General features: G+C 46.1%; 16 protein-coding genes. 8 read left to right on the top strand and 8 right to left on the bottom strand.

The window, feature by feature from the left end; translation table 11 throughout:
* The 5 genes from ACLHR0_RS25705 (at position 1) to ACLHR0_RS25725 (ending at position 5,188) form a co-directional block, all read left to right on the top strand.
* Complete coding sequence (locus tag ACLHR0_RS25705) at positions 1-1,155, top strand: hypothetical protein (protein ID WP_436490505.1); 1,155 nt, start codon at positions 1-3, stop codon at positions 1,153-1,155.
* A complete protein-coding gene (locus ACLHR0_RS25710) occupies positions 1,118-2,926 on the top strand; it encodes an FAD-dependent oxidoreductase (protein ID WP_436490507.1) in 1,809 nt (602 codons plus the stop codon). Before ACLHR0_RS25705 ends, ACLHR0_RS25710 begins: the two co-directional genes overlap by 38 nt.
* 2 nt (positions 2,927-2,928) lie before the next feature.
* Positions 2,929-3,888 carry an FAD:protein FMN transferase gene (locus tag ACLHR0_RS25715; RefSeq protein ID WP_436490508.1) on the top strand — a complete coding sequence of 320 codons (960 nt, stop codon included), beginning with the start codon at positions 2,929-2,931 and terminating at the stop codon, positions 3,886-3,888.
* Positions 3,889-4,207: 319 nt separating this feature from the next.
* Entirely contained in the window at positions 4,208-4,393 is a 186-nt protein-coding gene (locus ACLHR0_RS25720; protein WP_436490510.1) for a hypothetical protein, read from the top strand.
* 285 nt (positions 4,394-4,678) lie between these two features.
* Positions 4,679-5,188 (top strand): hypothetical protein, encoded by a 510-nt coding sequence (locus ACLHR0_RS25725; RefSeq protein WP_436490512.1) that lies wholly within the window; start codon positions 4,679-4,681, stop codon positions 5,186-5,188.
* Positions 5,189-5,285: 97 nt separating this feature from the next.
* Here ACLHR0_RS25725 and ACLHR0_RS25730 read toward each other — a convergent pair whose 3' ends face one another.
* The 4 genes from ACLHR0_RS25730 to ACLHR0_RS25745 all read right to left on the bottom strand — a co-directional run bounded on the left by ACLHR0_RS25730 (position 5,286) and on the right by ACLHR0_RS25745 (position 12,236).
* Positions 5,286-7,070, bottom strand: a complete 1,785-nt coding sequence (locus ACLHR0_RS25730) for a RagB/SusD family nutrient uptake outer membrane protein (RefSeq protein ID WP_436490514.1) — start codon at positions 7,068-7,070, stop codon at positions 5,286-5,288.
* 25 nt (positions 7,071-7,095) lie between these two features.
* Positions 7,096-10,506: a SusC/RagA family TonB-linked outer membrane protein gene (locus tag ACLHR0_RS25735; RefSeq protein WP_436490515.1), complete on the bottom strand. Its 3,411-nt coding sequence runs from the start codon at positions 10,504-10,506 to the stop codon at positions 7,096-7,098.
* A 96-nt stretch (positions 10,507-10,602) separates the two neighbouring features.
* Positions 10,603-11,577, bottom strand: a complete 975-nt coding sequence (locus ACLHR0_RS25740; RefSeq protein ID WP_436490517.1) for a FecR family protein — start codon at positions 11,575-11,577, stop codon at positions 10,603-10,605.
* Positions 11,578-11,675: 98 nt separating this feature from the next.
* Entirely contained in the window at positions 11,676-12,236 is a 561-nt protein-coding gene (locus tag ACLHR0_RS25745; RefSeq protein WP_370908109.1) for an RNA polymerase sigma-70 factor, read from the bottom strand.
* 232 nt (positions 12,237-12,468) lie between these two features.
* On the opposite strand from ACLHR0_RS25745, the gene ACLHR0_RS25750 reads away from it, so the two are divergent.
* The 3 genes from ACLHR0_RS25750 to ACLHR0_RS25760 all read left to right on the top strand — a co-directional run bounded on the left by ACLHR0_RS25750 (position 12,469) and on the right by ACLHR0_RS25760 (position 17,782).
* A complete protein-coding gene (locus ACLHR0_RS25750; protein ID WP_436490519.1) occupies positions 12,469-13,488 on the top strand; it encodes a zinc-binding alcohol dehydrogenase family protein in 1,020 nt (339 codons plus the stop codon).
* 30 nt (positions 13,489-13,518) lie between these two features.
* The gene (locus ACLHR0_RS25755; RefSeq protein ID WP_436490521.1) at positions 13,519-16,311 is read left to right on the top strand and encodes a family 78 glycoside hydrolase catalytic domain; all 2,793 of its coding nucleotides are present in this window, start codon (positions 13,519-13,521) and stop codon (positions 16,309-16,311) included.
* 85 nt (positions 16,312-16,396) lie between these two features.
* Positions 16,397-17,782, top strand: a complete 1,386-nt coding sequence (locus tag ACLHR0_RS25760; RefSeq protein ID WP_436490523.1) for a hypothetical protein — start codon at positions 16,397-16,399, stop codon at positions 17,780-17,782.
* Between the two features lie 45 nt (positions 17,783-17,827).
* Here ACLHR0_RS25760 and ACLHR0_RS25765 read toward each other — a convergent pair whose 3' ends face one another.
* The 4 genes from ACLHR0_RS25765 to ACLHR0_RS25780 form a co-directional block, all read right to left on the bottom strand.
* Complete coding sequence (locus tag ACLHR0_RS25765) at positions 17,828-18,646, bottom strand: SDR family oxidoreductase (RefSeq protein WP_436490525.1); 819 nt, start codon at positions 18,644-18,646, stop codon at positions 17,828-17,830.
* A gap of 140 nt (positions 18,647-18,786) precedes the next feature.
* A complete protein-coding gene (locus ACLHR0_RS25770) occupies positions 18,787-19,794 on the bottom strand; it encodes a hypothetical protein (protein ID WP_436490527.1) in 1,008 nt (335 codons plus the stop codon).
* A 333-nt stretch (positions 19,795-20,127) separates the two neighbouring features.
* Positions 20,128-22,806 (bottom strand): sugar-binding domain-containing protein, encoded by a 2,679-nt coding sequence (locus tag ACLHR0_RS25775; RefSeq protein WP_436490529.1) that lies wholly within the window; start codon positions 22,804-22,806, stop codon positions 20,128-20,130.
* An 81-nt stretch (positions 22,807-22,887) separates the two neighbouring features.
* Positions 22,888-24,333 carry a RagB/SusD family nutrient uptake outer membrane protein gene (locus ACLHR0_RS25780; RefSeq protein WP_436490530.1) on the bottom strand — a complete coding sequence of 482 codons (1,446 nt, stop codon included), beginning with the start codon at positions 24,331-24,333 and terminating at the stop codon, positions 22,888-22,890.
* Between the last annotated feature and the right edge of the window lie 20 nt (positions 24,334-24,353).

Below are 24,353 nucleotides of genomic sequence, written 5' to 3' on the forward strand. Positions count from 1 at the left end.
ATGAAATATACAGTGGTCTGTTTACTGATGTGGTGTTGCCAGGTAGCCAACGGGAAAAATCCCGTAGATACCGGCGCCGTGAAAGACGTGCTGGGTAACCGCTCGCTGTTACCGGTGGCGGCTTTCTATAAAACATATCGTATCAGTGACACTGCAGCTTATGAGCTGCAGCTGGCGCTGGACCGGGATAACAGGCCACTGTACTATTATCGGCATATTTTTACGCCGGTTTGTTATACGGGAGAATGTAAACCGGTATACATCAACCTTTACTGGGACCTGCTGGGCAATTATATCCGTTATGATCTGCCCGGAAAGGAAGTATTAACAAAGCTGGATCACAAAGAATTTAAACGCGACGATTATGAAAAGCTGCAGGACATACTGGCCCGGCCCAATTCGTTGCTGGCTGATCTGGCTATCACCGACCTCATTGTACCGGGAACGGAAAGTCTCAGCGATTCGGTGGATGCCCGCACCGGCGCTACGCTGAAAACCATTAAAAATGAAGTGATTTCCGGCGCCGTGTACACCTGTTATACCTTGTGGCATATCGCACACGGTACCGTGACAGATGAAATCGCCCGTATTACAGATACCTATATCAATCCCGCACTGCTGCATCGTTTTCTGTCTTCCTCCAATCACGCTTATCAGTATAAAGCACTTGAAAAGGTGATGGATAAAAACGGGAGGATAATGCCGGGTTTTGAAAATGATATCCGTACTTTGATTAATGGCAAAAATATTTTTATTGCCAGGTATACTTTGCAACAGGTACATCCCGGTTTTATCAGCGGCGTCAAGGCACAGTCGTGGTTGTGGGATACTTACACTAAAAGCGTGTACCCGTTACAGTTAACCATGCTGCGTAAACTGGCCACCGTGCCGCTGAGCGATGCAATGGCAAAGCAACTCGCGAATGCGGGCAGCAGCGCCAATGAGGAACAGTTCCATTTAATACTGGCCGCATTACAGGCCACGCCCCATTTGCCGGATGCAGCGATACAGCTGCTGGCAAACCAGTTAAAAAACACCGATGCCACACGGGCAGCCGCTATCCATGCGTTGCTGCTACAACAGCAGCCGGTGAATCATTCCGTAAAAATTAAGATGCATGAATATGAACAAACGCTTCATCCAACTGAAAAATAGCTGGCTCACCATCCTGTTGTTGTGTATATGTACACCCTGGCTGCAGGCGCAACAGCGGGTATTTGTAGAAACAGAATCCTTTACAGAAAAAGGCGGCTGGGTAATCGACCAGCAGTCGTTTCCCGTAATGGGCTCCTCCTACCTGATGGCGCACGGCATGGGCCGCCCGGTAAAAGATGCGGTGACTACCGTTAATTTCCCGGAGAAAGGTACTTATCATTTATGGGTGCGCACAAAAGACTGGGCGCCCTTCCCGAAGGGACCAGGAAAATTCCAGGTGGTAGTGAATGATGCACCGGTGAAAACGGTGTTTGGGGAAAGCGGCAACGACAAATGGAAATGGTACGACGGCGGCGAGATCACCGTGGCTGCCGGCGCCACAAAAATAGCCTTGCGCGACCTCACCGGTTTTAATGGCCGTTGTGATGCCCTGATGTTTACCACCGGGAAATTTACCCCGCCGGATGACGCGGCCGCACTGAGTGCATTACGGCGTAACCTTTTGCATTTAACAGCGGCGCCAAAAGAAGCAGGCCCGTTTGATCTCGTGGTAGTAGGTGGCGGCATTGCCGGCACCTGTGCCGCTATATCCGCTTCCCGCATGGGTTTGAAAGTAGCGTTGATACAAGACAGACCCGTACTTGGCGGTAACAACAGCTCGGAAATACGGGTGCACCTGATGGGCGATATCGACAAAAATTACTATCCCAAGCTGGGTCGCATTGTAAGGGAAATGGATAACGGCGATCCCGGTAACGGTAACCCCGATGCAAAAGAATATGGCGATGCCCGTAAAATAGCCATCGTTAAAGCAGAAAAAAATCTTACCCTGTTCCTCAATACCTATGTATTCAAAGTAGAAAAAGAGAAAGATCATATTGTAGCGGTTACCGGCCGTGATATTGCGAGCAACCAGGAAACACGTTTTACCGGCACTTATTTCTCTGATTGTACCGGCGATGGCACGATAGGTTATCTTGCCGGCGCCGCCTTCAGGATGGGCCGGGAAAGCAAAGAAGAAACAGGCGAATCGCTCGCCGCAGAGAAGCCAGATAGCTTTACACTTGGCACTTCTAACTTGTGGGCCTCCCTGCCAACAGACAGCGTTACTGCTTTCCCTGCCACCCCCTGGGCATTGCAGTTTTCAGACGAATATCATATTGATGCGTCTAAGGCGGACTGGGAATGGGAAACCGGTTTTGGTAATTTCAATACCATCACGGAAGCCGAACAAATCCGCGATCATAACCTGCGCGCAATTTATGGTAACTGGTCCTATCTTAAAAACAGCAAGCCCGAAAAATATGGCAAACAGCAACTGGCCTGGGTAGCCTATATCGGCGGTAAGCGTGAATCCCGGAGGATCATCGGCGATCATGTGCTCACCCAGATGGATATCCAGGAAGGCAAAATGTACCCGGATGGCGCTGTCACCGCCACCTGGACCATCGACCTGCATTTCCCGGATCCTGTCAACAAAAAATATTTTGAAGGACAGGAATTTTTTGCCGGCACCAAACATATCAGGGTGGCCCCGTATACCATTCCGTACCGTTGTTTATATTCTAAAAATATCAGCAACCTGTTTATGGCAGGACGGAATATCAGCACCACGCATGTAGCCTTTGGCAGTACCCGCGTAATGCGCACCTGTGGTATGATGGGAGAAGTAGTAGGCTTTGCCGCCTATGTGGCCAATAAATACCACGGCAGCCCGAGAAGTGTATACACCGATCATCTCCCCGAACTGATGGACCTGCTTAAAAATTAAACATGTACGCCGTTTATATCCTGCTGCTGTTGCATACCGCCGTTGCCCCTTCCATGATACACCTGGAAGGCAGCGCGCAGGGCACTACCTGGCATATTCAATATGCGGATGCGCAGCAGCGGGATTTCACGCCGCAGATAACACAAATCTTAGCAGACATCGACCAGTGCCTGTCTGTTTACCGGAAAGACTCCGAGATCTCTTTATTTAACCGCGCTACCTCCCTTGAATTCCAGCTGCCTTATTTTTACCCGGTATTAAAAAAATCCGCCGAGATATACGCCGCTACCGGCGGCGCTTTCGACCCTACTGTCATGCCGCTCACAGCCGCTTACCGGCAGGGCAAAAGAACACATACCCCGTGGTGGGAAAAGGCCGATTCCCTGTTGCAATATGTAGGCTTTTCCAATATCCGTTTTGATGAAACCGGCGTGCGCAAATTAAAGGAAGGCGTAAGCCTCGATTTCGACGGCATTGCGCAAGGCTATAGTGTGGATGTTTTAGCCGCATTACTGGATCGCAACAGCATCAGCGACTACATGGTAGAGATAGGCGGGGAAGTGCGCTGTAAAGGGCTTAAAAACGGCAATTCGTGGACCGTTGGCATCGATAACCCATTGCATCCCGATCAGCAACTGGCTACCATACGGCTGCATAACAGGTCCGCTACCACGGCAGGCAATTACCGCGATCACTATGAGCAAAACGGTACTGTATCCGGGCATATCATTCATCCCAAAACCGGCTACTCCACACCCGATTCGCTGTTGAGCGTTACGGTGTTTTCTGAAGATGCTATTACCGCAGACGGATATGATACCGCTTTTATGGTAATGGGAGTAGAGGCAACGAAACAGTTCCTGGCGCAACGGAAAGATCTGGATGCATACCTGGTGTATGTGGATGCGCAGGGCGGGGTAAAGGTGTGGATGACGGAAGGGGTGGGGAGAATGGTGGAGTGAGAGAGAGACTGTTCCGAAGATTAACCCAAAAAGCTGTCGTTATTGATGGCTTTTTGTTTTGAATTTAATTAATTGCATAGTACTGATTTGCGATATCTGTGTATATTTAATTAAACTAAATATTCAGCTGTTTTATACTTTGTATAACCCCCGGGGAATTTCCTCTTATCAGTTAATTAACTACGCATATTGCTTCCCATTTTGTAATAATTAATGATGCTTCAGCCGCAATACAGTTGCTTTTAAGTCGGGTCATTTATTCTTTTAATTGATGATTTTTATCAATTAATTGACAAATAAAATAAATTTACATAACTTTATGAGAGTTCTACATACTGCATCGGGCAAATATAAAGAGGCTCGTATAACTTTACTACGAAAAGTGGAGTTAACAGGCGCCACAAAGAAGAGATTTGATTTTGATTGGGAAAGGGAAGTAGAATTTGAAACCTATAAAATCACATTTATCAATGATGATTATATTCTTGGACTGATGTCTGTTTAAATTAATTCTTCAGAGCGTAGATGTGAAATAAGATTTGTTGGAATTGTCACGGGAGAATAGAGGTGATTTTAAGGTGTATGATAGGCTGGCAGGTTGTTTGATTGCTTTTGCATGCAAACTGTCATTTAAAGAAGGGTTTAATGGTTTTGTTTCTTTGATACCTAAGACGGTATTAATTTCTCATTATATGAGGAAATATTTTTTTTCTCCAATGGGAGCACAGCTCTATGTAGACGGTGAAATTTCTATTACTCTCATTACAGATTATTTGGAAAACGATTAATTATGAAGAAGAATAAGAAAATAGGTGAAGAACTATCTGTGGATAACATTTATCCTCACGGCCTTTCCAAAGAAGAAAAAACTGCTGCAGATAGAGAAATGGCAGCGTTTCGTATGCAGCAGTGGAATAAAATGACCCCAGCCGATCACCTCAGAGCAGACTTATTGCAAGTTAAGTACCAGATGGAAAGCGTAATTGAATCACTGGAATACCAGGGCTCATTGCACTTCGGCTATTTCCTTTCTGCCTATATCCGGGCCGTGCAAAAGAAGCAAAAGGAATTCGCCGCGGAGATCAGTATCGATGAAACCCGTTTAAGCCGTATTATTCATAATAAAGAATTTCCTAATGATGAGTTGTTTATCAGGCTGGAGCTGCACTCAAACAATACAATACCCGCACTCAGCTGGTTTTTGCTGGCGGAGAAAGGCAAGGCGTATAATATCAGTACAAATAAAGAATTAAGGAAAAAAGAGAAGAAAAATGTGCATAAGACGATTGCAAAAATATAAGTTACAAATACTTCCTAATTACCTCATTCTTACACACCAGCCATATAAAATAAAAAAGTTGCAGGACCTGCCTGCAACTTTTTTTAATAGATATCTCTTAATATCCTGGGTTCTGCACAATCTTCGGGTTACGGTCTATCACATCCTGCGGTACCGGGTTCAGGTACATTTTTGAGGTAAACACATGCGGGTGGTTCAACGGCACAATTTCGTATTTCCATACCCCTGAGTTGTTATTGGGCACCGTATTCGTGATCTTCATGGCGTGTTTATCCACATTCATCACCGTGCTCACGGTTTTCCAGCGAATGATGTCATAAAAGCGTTTGTTCTCAAAACAGAGCTCCACGCGTCTTTCATGATAAATAGCAGCTCGCATCTCTGCCTGAGATAATCCTGGCGCCAGGTTGGGCAACCCAGCTCTTTTGCGGATCTGGTTAATGGCATTGTATACAGTGGCATCGGGGCCTGCGGATTCATTTTGCGCTTCGGCATATCCCAGTAATACTTCTGCATAGCGGTAGTAGATAAAGTTGGCGCCGCTTACTGCGCCACCGCCGGGCCGCACCAGTGGATTGAGCCGCTTTTTAAAATAATAGCCGGTATTGCTTACGTCATCGGTACCAAAATCAATCTGGTTTTTGGAAGGACGTACTTTATCAATGCGGGTGTATATGGTGTCGCCTTTATCCATCCAGTTCATTTTATAGGGCGCGCCGTCATATACGATCCAGTCGTAAAAACGCTTCTCGCGGCCTATGTAAGGGTGTTGCGGATCATAGCCGGAAGTGGGATCAGTAATGGGTTTGCCATTGGCCATATTGAACTGGTCTACCAGTTCCTGGGTAGGGTTGTAGTTGCCCCAGGTATAATAAGCGCCATTGATCCACACCGGGCCGCCATATTGTTCAAAGGAAGATCCCATAGTGTTGGCTACTACCTGGCGATCCCACACTACTTCCGAATGATACTCATTGGCTTCGTACCAGATAGCGGAAGGTTCGGGAAACAGTTCGTATGATTTACCGTTGCCATAAAGGTCGATGAACTGTTTGAAAGTAGCGGCGGCCTTACTCCAGCGCTGCGCATCGAAGTTATTGTAACCGGCTACTTTGTGCGGGTCGTTGCCTGCGGCAGGTTGTGCGGCGTTGAAAGCAGGACTGGCGGCATATAATTCCACCCATCCTTTTAAGGCCAGCGCAGCGCCCAGTGTAGCACGGCCAGCATCTGCGTCGCCCTTGTTGTATTTAGCCGGCAGGTAACCATCTTTGGCAATGGAATCCAGTTGCGTGGTGATGAAGTCCGTTGTTTCCGCAAAAGTACTCCTGGGCGTGTAAATGGCGGCGCTGTCCATGGTGCGCCTGTCGGCGGGCACGGTAATAATAGGCAATCCGCCGATGTGCATCCACAATTCGCTATAAAAAAAGGCGCGGATAAAACGGGCTTCATCGAGCCGTTTGTTCAGCCACTCGGGCGAGAAGTTAGCAGCGTTATTACGCACCTCCGTAATGAAGGTGTTGCATTTGCGGATATTAGTGAAGATGGTTGTCCAGTTGGTGAGATCGCCGGAACCCGTGATGCCTCCCCAAATAGTATAGTCGTTGGAGGAAGGTTCCACAATGCCCTGTTTCCAGTTGTAGGAAGTGTAATAAAAGCCGGCGTCGTTGTCGTCGGTGAAGTTATCCAGGTTTTCCGGCTGGTTCCAGTAGTTCGGTAATGCGCTGTAAATATCGTTCAGGAAAAGATCGGCATTCCCTTCTGTACTCCATTGGGTTTCATCGGTGAGCTTCGACTTGTCGGTATTTTCCAGGAATTCTTTTTTGCACGACAGGATACTGAGCAGCAGTATAACGGCGGGCAACAGATGTATGAAGCGGATCATAATATTTTTATTTAACAGGATGAATCTAAAAGGTGACATTGAGTCCAAACACAAATACCTTCTGGTTAGGATACGCTGTTTCCAGGTCGGTGTAGCCTACTTCCGGATCCATGAATTTCATTTTGCTGAAGGTGAGCAGGTTCTGCCCGGAGAAATAACAACGGACACTCTGCATCTTCATAGCTTTTGAAATATTGAGAGGAAGGGTGTATCCCAGCACGGCAGTTTTTAAGCGGAGATAACCCGTTTTCATCATCCAGAAATCGGAGTTCTGTGTATTATTAGCGTAGGGCGACTGGTTCGCACGCGGATACTTTGCATTGGGCGTGGCCGGTGTCCAGTGGTCGTTGTAGTATTCATAAGCTGAATTACTGTTGTTGTTGTTAAACGGCACCGTCTGGAAACCACGGATGTTAAGGCTGGCCAGCGCAGATCCCTGGAAAAACAGGCTGAGGTCAAATCCTTTCCAGGAAGCGCTGGGCGTGAAACCGTAGGTGATGAAAGGATACACGGGGTTGCCGATTACTGTTTCATCATAGGAATCTATTTTACCATCGGGTTTACCACCGGGACCGCCTATATCTGCATAGCGGATGTCGCCGGGATGTAGCACGCCAAACTGGGTAACGTTGTAGCCATCGTCACTGTTGATGATACCATCGCTGTTTTTATCATCTCCCTGGGAGAACAATCCCAGCGCATGATAGCCGAACTGCGTGCCGGTGGGCCGGCCTGTTCTGCTGCGATTGGGATTATCATGTGTGGCAGCAGTTTCAAACACCTGGATCATTTTATTCTTCGCATAGCTGAAATTGCCGTTCAGGTTTACTTGCAGGCCATTGTTGAAACGGTGGCTGGTACCCGCGGAAATATCGATACCACGGTTTTCCATAATACCCTGGTTTTCGTCGGAGAGGCCCAGGCCATATTCAACCGGCACCGTTACTGCCGGCGGCAGCAGCATACCCGTTCTTCTTTCATGAAAATAATCTACTTCCAGTGTAAGTAAACCTTTCCATAAAGTAGCGTCTATACCGATATCTGTTTTAGTAGATATTTCCCAGGTGATATTGGGATTGGCTTCCCTGCTGATGTTGGAACCCTGTACCATATTGCCGTTGCCATAAGCATAGGCGTTACCGTATAAATTATAACCGTTCAGGTACTGGAACGCAGATCCGGCCAGGTTACCCGATTTTCCCCAGGAGCCCCTGAGTTTAAGATAGTTCAGCACAGAGGGACGATCCTTCATAAATTTTTCTTCGGAGATAATCCATCCTGCGGAGAAAGCAGGGAAATAACCCCAGCGTTTGCCAGGCGCAAAATAATAGTGACCATCGTACCGGCCGGCTGCTTCAAAAAGATATTTTTGATCGTAGATGTAACCTACGCGGTATACAAAACCAAGTTGACTACCGGTAATAGTAGAGCCATTGTTATCAAAATCATTTTTGTTGGAACTGCCCATTCCCAGCTCGTCGATGTTTACCGCAAAATTATTCCGCCGGGCAGAGAAGCCGGTAGAGTCATTCTTGCGGGCTTCGGCTACCAGCAGTCCTGTGAAGTCGTGCTTGCCAAAGCTGTTATGATAGTTCAGGAATCCCTGGTAAGTATAGAACTGGTTCTTTGAATACTCCTGGTTCAGCCAGGTGTAAGGTGCAGCGCTACCTTCCGAAGTGGATATCTGTTTCGTATATGAGTAGGGGTTAGTGGAGGTATTCTGCGAATAAAAGTAAAACGGCGTATGCCATCCTTTCACGGTGAAGTCGTTAGGATCATAGCTGAAAGTACCTTTAATACTAAGCCCTTTAATGAAAGGCAGTTGCTGTTCCACGGCGAGGGTGGTCAGCAGGGAAGTAGCATTGCGGTGGGAATAACCTGCTTTCAGGATACCTACCGGCGTATTGCCTGCAAACTCGCCCCACAGGCCATTACTGTAATACATGTTGGTGATGGGGATCAGTTTATATGCACTACGGAACAGTTGCCCGGGTGTAGTGGCAGCATCTACACTGTTGGTATTTTCAATGGCGCCAATAAGCGACAGTGATACCGTGGTGGTGGACGTGGCGCTCACTTCCATGTTTACATTATAATCGTAACGTTTGTAGTTGATCGGGTCAAACATACCATCCTGTTTAAGGAAACCAATACCGGCATAGTACCGCACCACTTTGGTGCCGCCACTGAGTTGCAGGTTATAGTTTTGAATCGGCGCACGCATGCGCACGAGGTCTTTGGTATTGCTGATGGGATATTTGTCGGGATCTTTGGCGTTCAGGTCTGCATACGTGTTGATCAGCTCTTCGGAGAATGGCTGCTGTGCGCCACCCGGGTTTTCATTCATATAGGCTTCATTACGCAGGCGCATATAGTCCTGCGCATTCAGCATTTTAGGATAATAAGTGGGCGTTTGCCAACCGTAATAAGCGTTGAGCGATAACGACGGCATACCTGTTTGTCCGCGTTTGGTGGTGATGAGGATTACTCCATTAGCGCCACCCAATCCGTAAGGGGCTACTGCGGCGGCATCTTTCAATACCGTCACGGAGGCGATGGAGCTGGGCGCAATCTCGTTGATGTTGTTGCGGATGATACCATCCACTACTATCAACGGTGAGTTGTTACCAGTGGTGGCAATACCCCTGATGTGAATATCAGGATTATCCCTGCCAGGCTGGCCGCCATTGGGACGCATGCTGATACCGGAAACATTTCCCGCCAGCGAATTGGAGATATTGGTTACCGGCGATTTTGCCAGCTCCTTACCCTGTACTGCTGCCACGGCGGCGGTGGAGGAAGTTTTCTTCTGTGTGCCGTAACCCACCACCACTACTTCATTTAATCCGCTGGCACTTTCTTTCAGGATGATGTTGATAGGATCGGCGGTGCTTACCACTTCGGTTTGTTCATAACCTACGTAGCTGAATACCAGCGTAACGCCGGCGGCAGCCTGCAGTTCAAAACGACCGTGTTCATTGGTCATGGTACCAATATTGGTACCTTTTACTTTTACGGAAACACCAATCAGCGGATCGCCGTGTTCATTTTTTACAATGCCGCTTAATTTGGCGGCGATGATATTTCCGGATGCAATTACAATAGCGTTGTCGTTCAGTACAGTGTAACGAAGCGTAGTACCGGAAAGGGTTTCAGTGAGCAGCTGCTCTACGGTGGCATTTTCTGCGTGAATGGATACCGGCGGTTTCTCCGGTAAAATATCGTCGTTGTAGATCAGCCGGTAGCGGCTTTTTTGTTGAATAGCTTTCAGCACTGTTTTAATGCTGACTTTCTCCAGGGAGATACTGATCTTTTCCTGGGTGGCGGAGGTGGCGTATACCGGCGTGATACCGGTTAGCAGCAAGGCCAGGATGAGTATACCAGGCAGCCTGCCATGCAGACTTTTAATAAAAGTCCATAGGAACATTATCTTCATAACATGGAATGTAAAGAGGGTGAACGAAAGTTAAAAGAACGGGTTTGTAATGTTTTTATGTCATAGCATTTATTTTTGAAGATGATAAATACGGTATCAATTACTGATGCGGACGTCCTTCCCGTTGATCCGGAAATTAAAGGGCCGCGATAGCTGCAGCATTTTCAGTGTCTCGTCTATTGATTCTGTATCGATGATGCCGGAAAACCGGAGTTGTTGCAGTTGGGCAGATTCAAAGTGTATAGTAACCCCGTACCACTGGTGCATTTTCACCGCCAGTTCACCAAAGGTTTCGTTGTCAAATACCAGTTTATTATTCAGCCAGGATATTTCGCGGAGCTGTCCGCTGCTATCTTTCTCCAGGTGTTTTTGCTGCAAGACAGGCGCCAGCCGGGTTGCAGGGACCATTAGTTTTTCTTCAGGTTGCATCACCACAGTTTTTCCGCCAAACGATACCGCAATTTTTCCGCGGACCAGCGTAGTGGACACGGCGCTGTCGCCCGTATAGGCTTTCACGTTAAACGCGGTGCCGAGTACACGGATGTTTACTTTCCCCGCATGAATAATAAAAGGAACGCCTTCGCTTTTGGCGATATCAAAAAAGGCTTCACCGGTAAGTGTAATTTCCCGCTGTTGCTGGCCAAAGCTGTTTTTTTCGTAAGAAAGCTGCGTGTTGCTGTTGAGCCATACGATGGAGCCATCGGGAAGTATCACCTTCGATTTTCCGCCGGGAGCGGAGCTGAGTTGTTGCACCGCAGGGGCCGTGGTGCGCGTAAAATGCCACAGCGTCCAGGCTGCTGTCAGCACTGCTGCTGCCGCTGCCATCGCTACCAGTTTGCGTATATTGTTGCGGGGAAGTTGCGGGTTCACGGTTTCCCATATACGTTCTTTACTGTGCTGCATATCAGTCACTTCCTGCATGGGCGACTGCCAGATGGTGGCAGCAAGTTCCTGCGAAGCGGCAGCCTCCGGATCATCTTTCAGCAATGTTTCCAGTTCTGACAGTTCTTCACGTGAAATATCGCCGCTGAACTGTTTACCGAGTAATATCCATATACGGTCGTTGCTCATAGTACTATTGAAAATGGTTGACGAAGGGCACTTCGGGGTATAAGACAACCGGAAGGAGATAATACCCCCAAGAGGGCAGGAATTTTTTTTGAGAAAGATTACTGGTCGCCCGGAAGCGGCGTAGTGAGGAAGGACTTTATTTTAGTGAGTTTTTTCAGCGCGATGCCTACCTGGTTTTCTACCGTTTTTATGGAGATGTTGAGCAGCATGGCTACTTCCCTGTATTTGAGCTCATCTTCTTTTACTAGTTTAAAGATGAGGCGGCACTGCGGGGGAAGTTCGCTGATGGCCGTATTAATATGCCGCATCATTTCATTGCTGATCAGTTGCGCTTCGGGATTTATTTCATATTCCAGTAAATAGGCTTCATCGAGATGCAGCGTTTTTTTATGGGCATATTTACGGAGATAGTTAAGCGCGATGTTACGGGTGGCTGCATAGAGATACCACTTCAGGTTGCTTACCTGGTGAAGGCTTTTCCTTTTTTTCCATACGGCAATAAACACATCTGCAACTATTTCTTCCGCCATTTCCCTGGAATGAACAATCGCCAGGGCTAATTGAAGTAATGGCGCGCAAAAGTCATCGTACAATTCTTTAAATGCCTGTGTATCACCGGTGTATATTTTGTTTTGCAATTCGGGGATATCTTCGCGCATGATAGTAAAAATACCCAAATTATGTAAAAATGCAAGTGTATAATATTAAGTGTCCGGATGACATATAGCTTACCCTTGAAGGGTTTTTCACCGGGAATAATCAATATATATAACAGACAGGATAATATACTATAAGAAATATCTTCTTTAATCCTGTTTCTTTGAATATCATGCTGTTATCCACCGGTGAAAATAAAACGTCCGGGTACGGATTTTTTTTTCTAAATTAATTATGGTGAAAACACTCATTTGTACTACTCCCGGTAATTTTGAATATGGTTTGCAGGCAATGCCCCAGGTGCAGGCTGGGCATGCTATTATCCGCATCCGCAAAATAGGGATCTGCGGCACCGATCTGCACGCTTTTGAAGGTACCCAGCCTTATTTTAATTATCCCCGCATCCTCGGGCATGAGCTGGCTGGTGAAATTGTAGACCTGGACGGCATAACATCTACCAGCTTTCACATAGGGGAACTGGTAACCGTTATTCCATATGAAAACTGCGGCGTTTGTATTGCCTGCCGCAACGGCAAACCCAATTGCTGCGAAAATATCGCGGTATTAGGGGTGCATAAAGACGGCGGCATGGCAGAGTACCTGTCGGTGCCGGAACGCCTGCTGGTACATGGCAATGGCCTCACCGCCGAACAGCTGGCACTGGTGGAACCGTTGTCGGTAAGCGCACATGGCATCCGCCGCGCAGCCGTCCAACCCGGTGAGTTCGTACTGGTAATGGGTGCAGGTCCCATCGGCCTGGCCGCCATGGAATTTGCCCGCATTGCCGGCGCACAGGTAATTGCCACCGACATCCAGGATAAACGGCTGCAGTTTGCACAGCAAGCGCTGGGCATTCCTTTTACGATTAATGCCGCTGCAGACGTAGCCACGCAGCTGCGCAATATTACCGGCGGCGATATGCCGGTAGTAGTAATAGACGCCACCGGTAACCAGAAAGCCATTAACAACGGCATTTATTACCTGGCACATGGCGGCCGGTATGTACTCATCGGGTTGCAGAAAGACCTGCTCCAGTTTTCCCATCCGGAATTTCATAAAAGGGAAACCACCCTGATGAGCAGCCGCAACGCTACCCGCGAAGATTTTGAACAGGTGATCCGCTGTATCAGAGAAGGACAGGTGCATCCGGATAAATACATTACCCACCGGGTGAAATTCGGCGACGTAAAAACCGCCTTTCCCACCTGGCTGGATCCCCGTAACGGAGTGATAAAGGCGATCATAGATATCTGATCCCTTAACCGATATCAAAAACAGTTGACGATGATGAAATCATGGCTCTTGTTGCTGCTCCTGGGTACTACCCATACCATTGTTGCGCAATCTGTTTCATTGCAACACCTGCTATGTGAATACCAGGATAATCCCATGGGCATAGATGCCCCGCACCCCGCGCTCAGCTGGCAACTGCGAAGTAAAGGCACCAACATCCGGCAAACCGCCTACCGCGTACTGGTAGCGGATAATCCCGCTGCACTGGATAAAAACCGCGGACGCATCTGGGATTCAAAAAAGGTGCCGTCGGATCAGTCGGTGCAGGTACTTTACAACGGCAAACCACTGCTGCCCGCTACTACCTACTACTGGAAAGTAATGGTATGGGATCAGCAGGGAAAGCCGTCGGCATGGAGTGAAACGGCGCAGTGGCATACGGGCCTGTTTTCGCCGCACGACTGGCAGCAGGCGCAATGGATCGGTTATGAGAAAATGCCGGATACTGCACGCATCGTTCCCGCTATTACCAACGACAACGCCCCAAAATACCGGTACCGGAAAGACATACTACCCCTGCTGAGAAAGGAATTCAATATCGCCAAACCACTGCAAAAGGCCACTGTTTATATCAGCGGACTGGGTCAGTTTGATCTTCATCTCAACGGAAAAAAAACAGGCGATCATTTCCTCGATCCCGGCTGGACAAAATATGATCAACATGCCCTCTATGTTACCTTTGATGTAACGGAACAACTACACACCGGTACCAATGCACTCGGTGTAATGCTTGGCAACGGCTTCTTTTATGTGCCCGGTGAAAGATACCGTAAACTCACCGGCGCGTTCGGCTACCCGCAACTCATTTGCAGGCTGCATCTGCAATACAATGATGGCACCACGGAAAATATTATCAGCGATACTACCTGGAAAGCAACACCCGGCCCTGTAACTTTTTCCAGCATCTACGGCGGAGAAGATTATAACGCCACATTGGAACAACCAGGATGGGACACCCCTTCCTTCGACGATGCGTCCTGGCGGCCTGCCGTAACGGTAACCGGCCCGCCGCAGCTGGAAGCGCAAACCGCCGCTCCCCTGAAAATATTCGACCGCTTTACGCCGCTTAAAATAACACAAACCGGTACTAACACCTGGGTGTACGATATGGGGCAAAATGCGTCTGCTATTCCTGCCATCTCCCTGAAAGGGAAAAAAGGAATGGTGGTACGTATCACGCCGGCAGAACTGATCACGGAAAAGGGCCTGGCAGATCAATCTGCCGTAGGCAGCCCGGTATTTTTTAATTATACTTTAAAGGGAACGGGTGCAGAATCCTGGCAGCCGCAGTTTATGTACTATGGTTTCCGCTATATCCAAATCGACGGCGCCGTGCCTGCCGGCAAAAGCAATCCTGCAGGATTGCCGGAAATACAAACACTGTATAGCCTGCATACCCGCAACGCAGCGCCCACCATCGGGCAATTCAGCTGCTCCAATGAATTGTTTAATAAAACCTTTAAGCTGATCGACTGGGCCATCCGCAGTAACACAGCAAGCGTGTTTACCGATTGCCCGCACCGCGAAAAACTGGGATGGCTGGAAGAAGCACACCTGGTAGGCAGTTCTATCCGTTATAATTACGACATTGCCACACTTTGCCGCAAAGTAGTGCGCGATATGATCCATGCACAAACCGCAGATGGCCTGATCCCCGACATCGCACCGGAGTATGTGCAATTTGATGACGGCTTCCGCGACTCACCGGAATGGGGCAGCAACGGCATCATCCTGCCCTGGTACATGTATCAATGGTACGGCGATAAATCGGTACTGGAAGAAAGTTACCCGATGATGACCCGCTACGTAAACTATCTCTCGCAAAAATCAAATCATCATATTCTGTCACACGGCCTGGGCGACTGGTACGACATCGGCCCGAAATTCCCCGGCGAATCCCAGCTCACGCCAAAGGGTATAACGGCTACGGCTATATACTATTATGATCTCAGCATCCTGTCGAAAGTAGCCACCGTACTAGGAAAAACGGCAGACGCACAAAAGTACGAAGCGCAAAGCGAAGCCGTAAAGCAGGCTTATAACCGCGCCTTCTTCAACGACAGCACCAAACAATATGCTACGGGCAGTCAAACCGCCAACGCTATGTCGGTATACATGCAGCTAACAGATCCCCGTTATAAAGCCGGCGTAGTGGAAAACATCGTGGCGGATATCCGTCAGCATAACAACAGTATCACTGCCGGCGATATCGGTTACCGCTACCTGCTCCGCGTGCTCGACGACGAAGGCCGCTCAGATGTAATCTTTGATATGAACAGTCGCAGCGATGTTCCCGGTTACGGGCTGCAACTCGCCAAAGGCGCCACTGCGCTCACCGAATCGTGGCAGGCCTACCGCGATGCTTCCAACAATCATTTTATGCTGGGCCACCTGATGGAATGGTTTTACAGCGGCCTTGCCGGTATCCGCCCGGTGCCCGGCAGTGTTGCCTTCCACGATATTGTGATCCGCCCGGAACCTGTGGGGGATGTTACCTTCGCCAAAGCCAGCTACCTTTCTCCCTATGGGGAAATTGTGAGCGACTGGAAGAAGGAAGACAACACGTTTACCCTGCGGGTGCGGATACCTGCCAATTGCCGCGCTACTATTTATGCACCCGCAGAATCCACTTCAGATGTTACCGTAAACGGAGTAGCCGTAGCGATAGAGAAGGGGTATAAAGAAGGGCGATACATCATGGAAACCGGTTCCGGGGAGTATTTGCTGCATGTGGTGAACCGGCGGCCGGTGACGTCGTCGGCGGGGAGTTATGCGGGGAGGTAATTTATGTGATGGTACCTTCTGCCTGATGGGAGTGTATTATTATTTGCACGTGTGGCACGCGGCAAGGATACTAACCCCAATCGTTATGAATGAAGCATCACTCCAGGTAATCCTCAGGAATTTACCGGCATTTCTGCAGCGGCTGAATAAAAAGCATAAGGCTCCCCGGCCAGCGGGCATACTGGGAAAAACGGATATTGCCTACCTTGAAGCCGTGCAGGGAAACCAGCGGCAACAGCAGGAACAAATTTCCTTTTACCTGATACTGGCATACAGCCATTATGCGCTGGGCGAACCACAGATGGCTGTTCATTATTTTGAGCGGGCTTTTATCTTATCTGATGACTATTTCCCCCAGGGCGATATATTGGCAAAAGTTTACCTGGATGCATTGCACGCCGTGGCAGCGCAAACGGGCGATCTTTCTTTGTTGAATAATGGTTTGGAGTGGGCGGGAAAATTTGAGTTCATTACGTTTAATGTGCATAAGGAGCTGGCAGCAATTTACTACCAGGCAAAAGACTATCACACTGCCGCCGCTCTCTGGAGCCAACACCTGCAAAATGTCCCCGACTGTGTAACTACCTGTCACCACCTGGTCAAAGTGTTATCGGACCAGCGTCGCTATGAAGCGGCGATAGCGGTGTTTAAGCATGCACCGGCGTCTGTGCAGCAGGTATCTTTCTTACAGCTCCTGGTGGGGCATTGTTATAAAGAAACCGGGGAATACGCCGAGGCGGAAAAGCTGTATAAAGCCGCCATGTCCACTCCCGGCAGCGACCAATGCCAGCCTATGTGCGCACTGGCGGAGTTGTATGCGGAAAGTCTTACGGATTACCAGCTGGCGCATACCTGGTACCAGCAGGCAGTAGATCAGAAGGGGAGCAGCTATGATTTGTTGCATGCAAAAATTTCTTACCTGCGTTTCCTGGTAGACCAGGGAGAAACGTCCATTGCGGTTTCCCTGTTGTTGTTTATGGAGCAACAGCTCAATTACAATTATCTCCGCCTGCCGGCCCGCGATTTGAACCGGGTAGCCTGGTGCCTGTATATACTGAATACCCGGATGGATCTGGCTGCGAAGTTCGCCCGCCGGGCTGTTGACCTGGATCCGCATGTAATGGATCATGTACACAGCCTGGTAGCTATATTAATCCGTTTAAGGGAGTGGGAAAAAGTGACGCCGCATGTGCGTCACTGGCTGAAGTTCTCCGATGATGAAGCCGTGAAAGCCTCCTGGAGGGATTACAGCCTGGTGTTCCAGGATACCATTATGCAGGATCAACAGGCCACTATGGAAGCGCTGTTATATGATAAAACATCTCATTGCTGGCGTGCTATCCGGTGCGCATTGTATAAAACGTCGGAGTATGGGGAAACGGTGGCTATTCCCGATGATATTTATCCTGTTGCAGATCAGTTATACAAACAATTTATTTTCAGGGATATGCCGCGCATATTCCCGGAGTAGGGAGGGGGAAAAGCCCGGTAAAATTGTTTTACCGGGCCATTTTTTTTAAGACAGGAACAAATCCCGCTGCAGCTTGCCGCCCGGCACTACCGCATATTTATCGAAGTTGGTGATCCCCATCGCTTTCAGCACATCTTCATCAATCAATGTATTTCCTGTGTACGACGAGGGCTGTTGCAATATATATTCTACGGCGTCGGCAATAATTTCCGGGGTACGGCTTTTGTTGATCAGCGAGTCGCCTCCCAGCAGGTTTTTTACTGCCGCGGTAGCAATGGTGGTGGCAGGCCATAGTGCGTTGGAGGCAATGTTGTATTTCTCCAGTTCATTGGCCCAGCCTAAGGCCAGCATGCTCATATTGTATTTGCTGATGGTATAGGCTACGTGTGGTCCAAACCATCTTGGGTCGAGGTTCACCGGTGGCGACAGCGTAAGGATATGCGGGTTATTTCCTTTTTTCAGGTAGGGGAGGCAGTGTTGTGTTACGAGGAAGGTGCCGCGTACGTTGATATTGTACATAAGGTCGAAACGTTTGGCGGGTGTTTCTTCTGTATTGGTGAGCTGGATGGCCGATGCGTTGTTGATCACTACATCAATTCCACCGAATTTTTCTACACCCTGTTGCACGGCGGCGGCTATCTGTGCTTCTTCCCTAATATCTACCTGTACGGCGAGTGCTTTACCGCCGGCAGCTTCTACTTCAGCAGCTGCGGAGTAGATGGTTCCTCCCAGTCTTGGATCTTCTTCCACGCTTTTAGCTGCAATGATAATATTGGCTCCCCGGCTGGCGAGGCGCAGCGCAATGGCTTTGCCTATGCCGCGGCTTGCGCCGGTAATAAAGATGGTACGTTGCTGAAATGACATAACCCTTGCTTTTAGCGGTGAGAAAGAAAAAGGAATTTAAGGAATCTTTCTCTGACGGCAAAAAGCAAGGGTTATTTTGAGGGACAAGTGATTGCCGGATCAGGATTGATCCGGCATACTAATGGGGATATTCAATCTCTTCATTGACTACTTCGAATGATAGCGATGGAACAGTTAAAATAGGATTCAAACAGGGTAGTGAATTCGTCTGCATTGTTCATTGCTATGGAAGTACAAATTTTTTCAGGGGGATCGGGAGACGTGATGACAGTGCCATATGCCTGGATCATCTGGCGTTGGAAGTGGAAGTGTTCCGGCGTCATAAAAAAGCTATTAACGAAGGCTTCTCTCAATTCCTGTGTGCCGAGGTCCAGCAGTACTGCCATTTTAGCCATGGAAAACTTTTCGTTGGTGACATTCACCAGGTATTTAATGGATGCCTCTAATTTTTCAGATACATATAACGGGAACACCCGCATGGGCTCATCCTCCAGTTTATCCTGCGCCGCAAAATTGAAATACAGCTCCAGGCAGCACCGGTGCATGAATATTTCCGCCTGTTTGCCTACAAACTTACAGTTGCAGATGGCATCAATAAGGTCTGTACATGCCAGGTTGATATGATACGGCTCTGCGTTGATAGGCGCACTGCCTTTTTTGGATGTTTTCTTAACTATTGCCGCCAGTTCCGGGTATTCCAGTGCCAGCTCCTTCAAATCTTCTGGTGTGATATTAATATGGAAGCTGAACATATTATCCCAAGGATTCATGGGTGCTTTATGCGCGCTGGGTTCCAGCTTGAATAAGGTCATTTCCCTTTTGGCCATCATATACGGCCCCTGGTCGGTGAGCTCTGCTACTATTTCGCCACCAGCCATAAAGTGCAGGGCCAGCAGCTCAATTTTTGTATAAGGAACCAGCATAATGGGATGTTCCTTATTGAATACTTCATGCGTACGGAGTGTGAACCGGCCAAACTTTATCGTTTGGCTGATGATATCCACATAGTCATCACTTCTGAAATAGATTTTAGCAGCCGGCATGGCCAGGTGCTGATATTCCGGGGGTAAACTTTCAATAGAGATGAAATCCTGGTCATCTTCATCGATTCTTAAAGGTATACGCGGGAGATTACTGGGCGCTTTCATAACATTATTTTTTTTGTGAAAGTGGTGTAAAAATGTCTGTTATTGTTTTGCCTGCTGACCGGGCTGATTGAAGTGTTTTATAGGATAGCAACAAACTATTTCAATCTGGCCTATTCAGTTTTGTATCTTAATATTTTTCTTTCGTCTTTTTTAAGGTTAATCATATATAGTACACATGCGAGGTTCCCTACGTACTATGAATATGAAAAAATAATTTATTTGACATTTTGAGTGTGATTTTGAGAAAAAATGGGTCACTAATAAGAATATTAGCGACCGACACATGAGTGCGTAAGGGGTGTAAACCATCCACCCACTTACACCGCGTAGAGTTTAATTACTTTGTGGCCAGGTAGGGAGACCGGCTTTCATTTTTTGAAGGGTTTCGGCGTAGACTTTTTCGTCTGGCGTACCTTTCTTTAATTTTAGTGCTTTTTCTTCCCACGGTATAGCTTCATTGGATCTATTTGTTTTATGAAGAAGATGAGCATATGTATCGAATGCCTCAGGTGATTGGTCCCATTTTTCAATTGCATATTTCATGACATCAATTGCAAAATCCAAAGTCTTTGGGTCGTTGCAATGTTCGAAAATGAGCCATGAAAAGTTATTAATATCATATTCTGGTCGTTCCAATGCTAACTTAAAATATAGCGTGTAGTATTTTGCATAAATATTCCAATCTTTATGGCTTGACTCCACGCCGTAGTATAACATTCGTTTGCCAAGTACTAATTCTTCACCAACTTTACCATATCTACTTGTCACTCGTTGCTCTATGGTCTCCCAATCAGGGTTTGTTTTATAAGGAGCTATTTCCTCTGCGTCGATTATTGATTTTACTTTACTTATTGCCGCAGTTTCCCAGAGGAACGAATCTACTTTCCTGGGTTGCTCTATGAAAAGTTGAAAACCTCTATCTTTACTGGTCTTTGTTATTCTTCTAATAAAAGTTAAGTTATCCTTGGAAAAAGGATTCGTCAAAATGCTGATATAATTGTTCCCTATTATGGTAGTTGTTGATTGATCTTTTTTGCGTATGGATATTAGTATAAGTCTTCTTAGAAAAGCAGAATCTCTTCCCCCTTTTTTATAATCATCAATTAGTGACTCATAGCGACTATCATTGTCGTTTATATTCATATTCGTTGCAATAACGAAACTTGGATCTATTGCAAATCCTTTGGTTTGTTTTACCAGTTCTTGGTTGATGGCTCTCAATTCTGTAACAGGAATCTTAATTATCTCTCTGTCATAGGTAAGTAGGCCATTCTCCTCTCCCTCAACATCAAAAGGTTGGGTATAAATGGAAGCGCTTAGACCAGCGACCTCCAATTTCTTAAGCTCACTTGTCATATGGATATACTTAGTTTTTAGTTCTTCCGGAGTGACTTGTATATAGCCCCAGCCCTGCATATCGTCCCATTCATGACCAGGAACAGGTACACCCACACCACCAAATTCACCAATTACACGAGCCTTATTGGGCAAGGGAGGAGCATTTATTGGATCTGGATATGAATGCACATCCGTCATATCACTACCAATCCACGGATCATCAGCAGGTGCACGAAGTTGATTGTTTACATAAAGCAATTCGCCAGAATGTCCGTTGATTATCCTGCTTGGATCATATTTTTTTACCCATTCTGTTAGCCTTTTTTGATCATATGCCCCCCATCGCTCATTAAATAGAACCCATGTAATAATGCTGGGATGGTCATGTAATTGATCTATTGTTTCCTGTGTTTCTTTTTCAAAAATAGAATCATAGCCTTTGGGGTATCCATGAGGTGGATTTACAAAGTCTTGCCAAACTAGCATACCAATTTTATCTGCGTGGTAGTACCATCTCTCTGGTTCAACTTTTATATGTTTTCGTATGGTGTTAAAACCTAACGATTTTATGGTTTTAATATCAAATGCTAATGCCTCATCCGTTGGGGCGGTATATAATCCTTCAGGCCAGAATCCTTGGTCGAGAATCCCAAGGTTATACGTATACTTATTATTTAAAAAAATACGATCTGCACCTTTTTCATCCTTTTGAATGTTTATTTTTCTCATTCCGAAATAGCTCTCTACCTCATCAATTATTTTATTTTTCTTTATGAGTTTTACAGTAAGATCATACAGGAATGGATCGTCGGGAGACCATAATTTAGCCTTAGGTATTGTAAGTGTATAATTTCCCTGATTATTGGTTATTGGAAATTTTTGGATGCTTACTACTTTGTCATTTGCTGATGTAGTAATTTCAAGCCCTGTATTTTCTATTTTCCCTTTTGTTGTGATGCTTAGAGCTAAAGTACTTTTGTCTATATCTGGAGTAGTTTTTATATTTGCTATATACATAGCTGGAACAGTTTCCAACCATACCGTTTGCCAGATACCACTTGATGAAGTATAATATATATTCGTCGGATTAAGAACTTGTTTTCCATGAGGATTGGGCCCCTTGTCACTGGGATCGAATACTTTTACTAAAATTTCGTTGTTGTCTGGTTTTAGTAAATCGGTAATGTCAAACGAGAAACTTTGATAGCCTCCTGTATGCGTTCCGATTTGTTTTTTGTTTATAAAGATTGTTGCTTGCCAGTCTACGGCGCCAAAATTTAATATAATACGGTCGTTACCTTTTATGGCCGGTTTTTGGATTATTTTCCTGTACCATAAACGCATCTCAGGAAATAGTTTTTTTTGTACACCTGAAAGGGCAGATTCGACAGGATAGGGTACCAATATTCTTCCTTCAAAATTGGCAGGCAAAGTTGTTGTTGAGTCTGTAATGGAGTATTCCCAAAGTCCATTTAAGTTCTGCCATTTTCGACGTTTAAGTAAAGGCCTAGGATATTCTTTCAATACATTATTCGGGTTCACTTCTTTTGCCCACCTAGTTTGCATGTGGATAGGAGACATTTGATAGCTAGTAGATATGGGTGTTTTATCCTGAGTATAGCAGGGTGAAGAGATTAAAATCAGGAGTCCGGCTATAAAATTTTTTTTTCTCATCAGTCAATAATTTATCCAGAAATTGTAAGTATGTGAATACAATCTATTTTTAAATTTTAAGTATACTACACGGGTGGCATATTAATATCCTGTATTTTGAGATAGATTTCCATTTGTAAGTATATCGTTTGATGGAATAGGGAACAATTCCCAGTTTAGATTCCATGATCCTCCTTTCAATGGAGTCACATTCCTCATTACGGTATCCACAATATGAATCCTCTTCATATCTAGCCACCTATGTCCCCATTCTGTAAATAGCTCTACCTGCCTCTCATGATAAATGCTGGAGAGTAATGCAGATTTTTGATTTAATTTTGATTCATCTAGCCAAGCTCTTATACGAATGATATTTAAGTCAGCACGTGAACCGGCGATCTTGTTTTGTTGTGCTCGTGCTTCTGCTCTTATAAGATATTGTTCTCCTAGACGGAATATTGTATTGTACTCTGTTAACGGAGCATTAAGAGCGCCAGATTTGTACTTGAATACAAAGTGATAGGGTATGCCAGTAATTAATACAGAATCAATCCATAACGTTTTTCTTCGGTCATTGGCTTCAAAGCTATTTAATAGTTGTGGGCTGAGATATACTGGCCTAGATGAAGATGGTCCACTACGTGGAAGTATATAAACTTTAGCATCCTCCGTGTTTGAAGCAAAATTGACTGGTTGTAATTGCCAAATTGCTTCGCGACTATTCATTAGGAATGTATTGTTCAAAGAGTCTAAATTGTATAATGTTGTATTGTTTATGATTTCAGTGGATTCTATTTCCGCATTTACCCAGTCGTTTGTATATAAATAACTTCTCGCTAATAGTGCGGTAGCGGCCCATTTATTTGGTCTAATACGTTCAATACTTTTTTTTAGTAGAGTACCATCGACATAATCATTAGAAAGCAAAATTTTGGCATCTTTAAGATCTGATATAATTTGCATCCATACTTGCGATATTGGGGCACGCGGTAAGGTACTATTTACAGCATAATTGGAAGTTGTCACTAATGGAATATCGCCGTATAGATTTACTAAATAAAAATTGCAAAATGCTCTTATGAATTTTGCTTCTCCTAATAGTTGCTGTCTAACCCCAGGTGTTAGCGAAAAGGAGTTATTTAGCCTCTCAATTGATAAATTTGCAATATATATTTCGTTATAGATATTGGCCCAAAAATCTATTCGTGAGGTAATGGTAGCCAGATTGTTTTGATAGTATGCTCTCAATCGTACATCTTTGGCACCAGCATATAGAGTTAGCTCATCTCCAGCTAGTCCTGTTATTAATCCAATTGCTGATAGATCATTTCCCGTTATGCTATTCATACTAATTCTAGAATAAATGCCTGTTAAAACGGCTGACGCTGTGAGATTATTAGTGTATACGTTATCTGCAGTTATGCTGGTGGTTGGCGCATTGACTTCGATCAATTTTTGACAACTCGTTTGAGTTATAATGATCATTATATGGGCTGAAAGGAGAAATAAAAATGTCGTTTTGTTAATGGGATTTAGCATTGAATACATCTTCTTGTATTTTATGGTGA

Origin of the sequence: Chitinophaga sp. ARDCPP14, assembly GCF_051362515.1 — a bacterium.
GTDB lineage: Bacteria > Bacteroidota > Bacteroidia > Chitinophagales > Chitinophagaceae > Chitinophaga.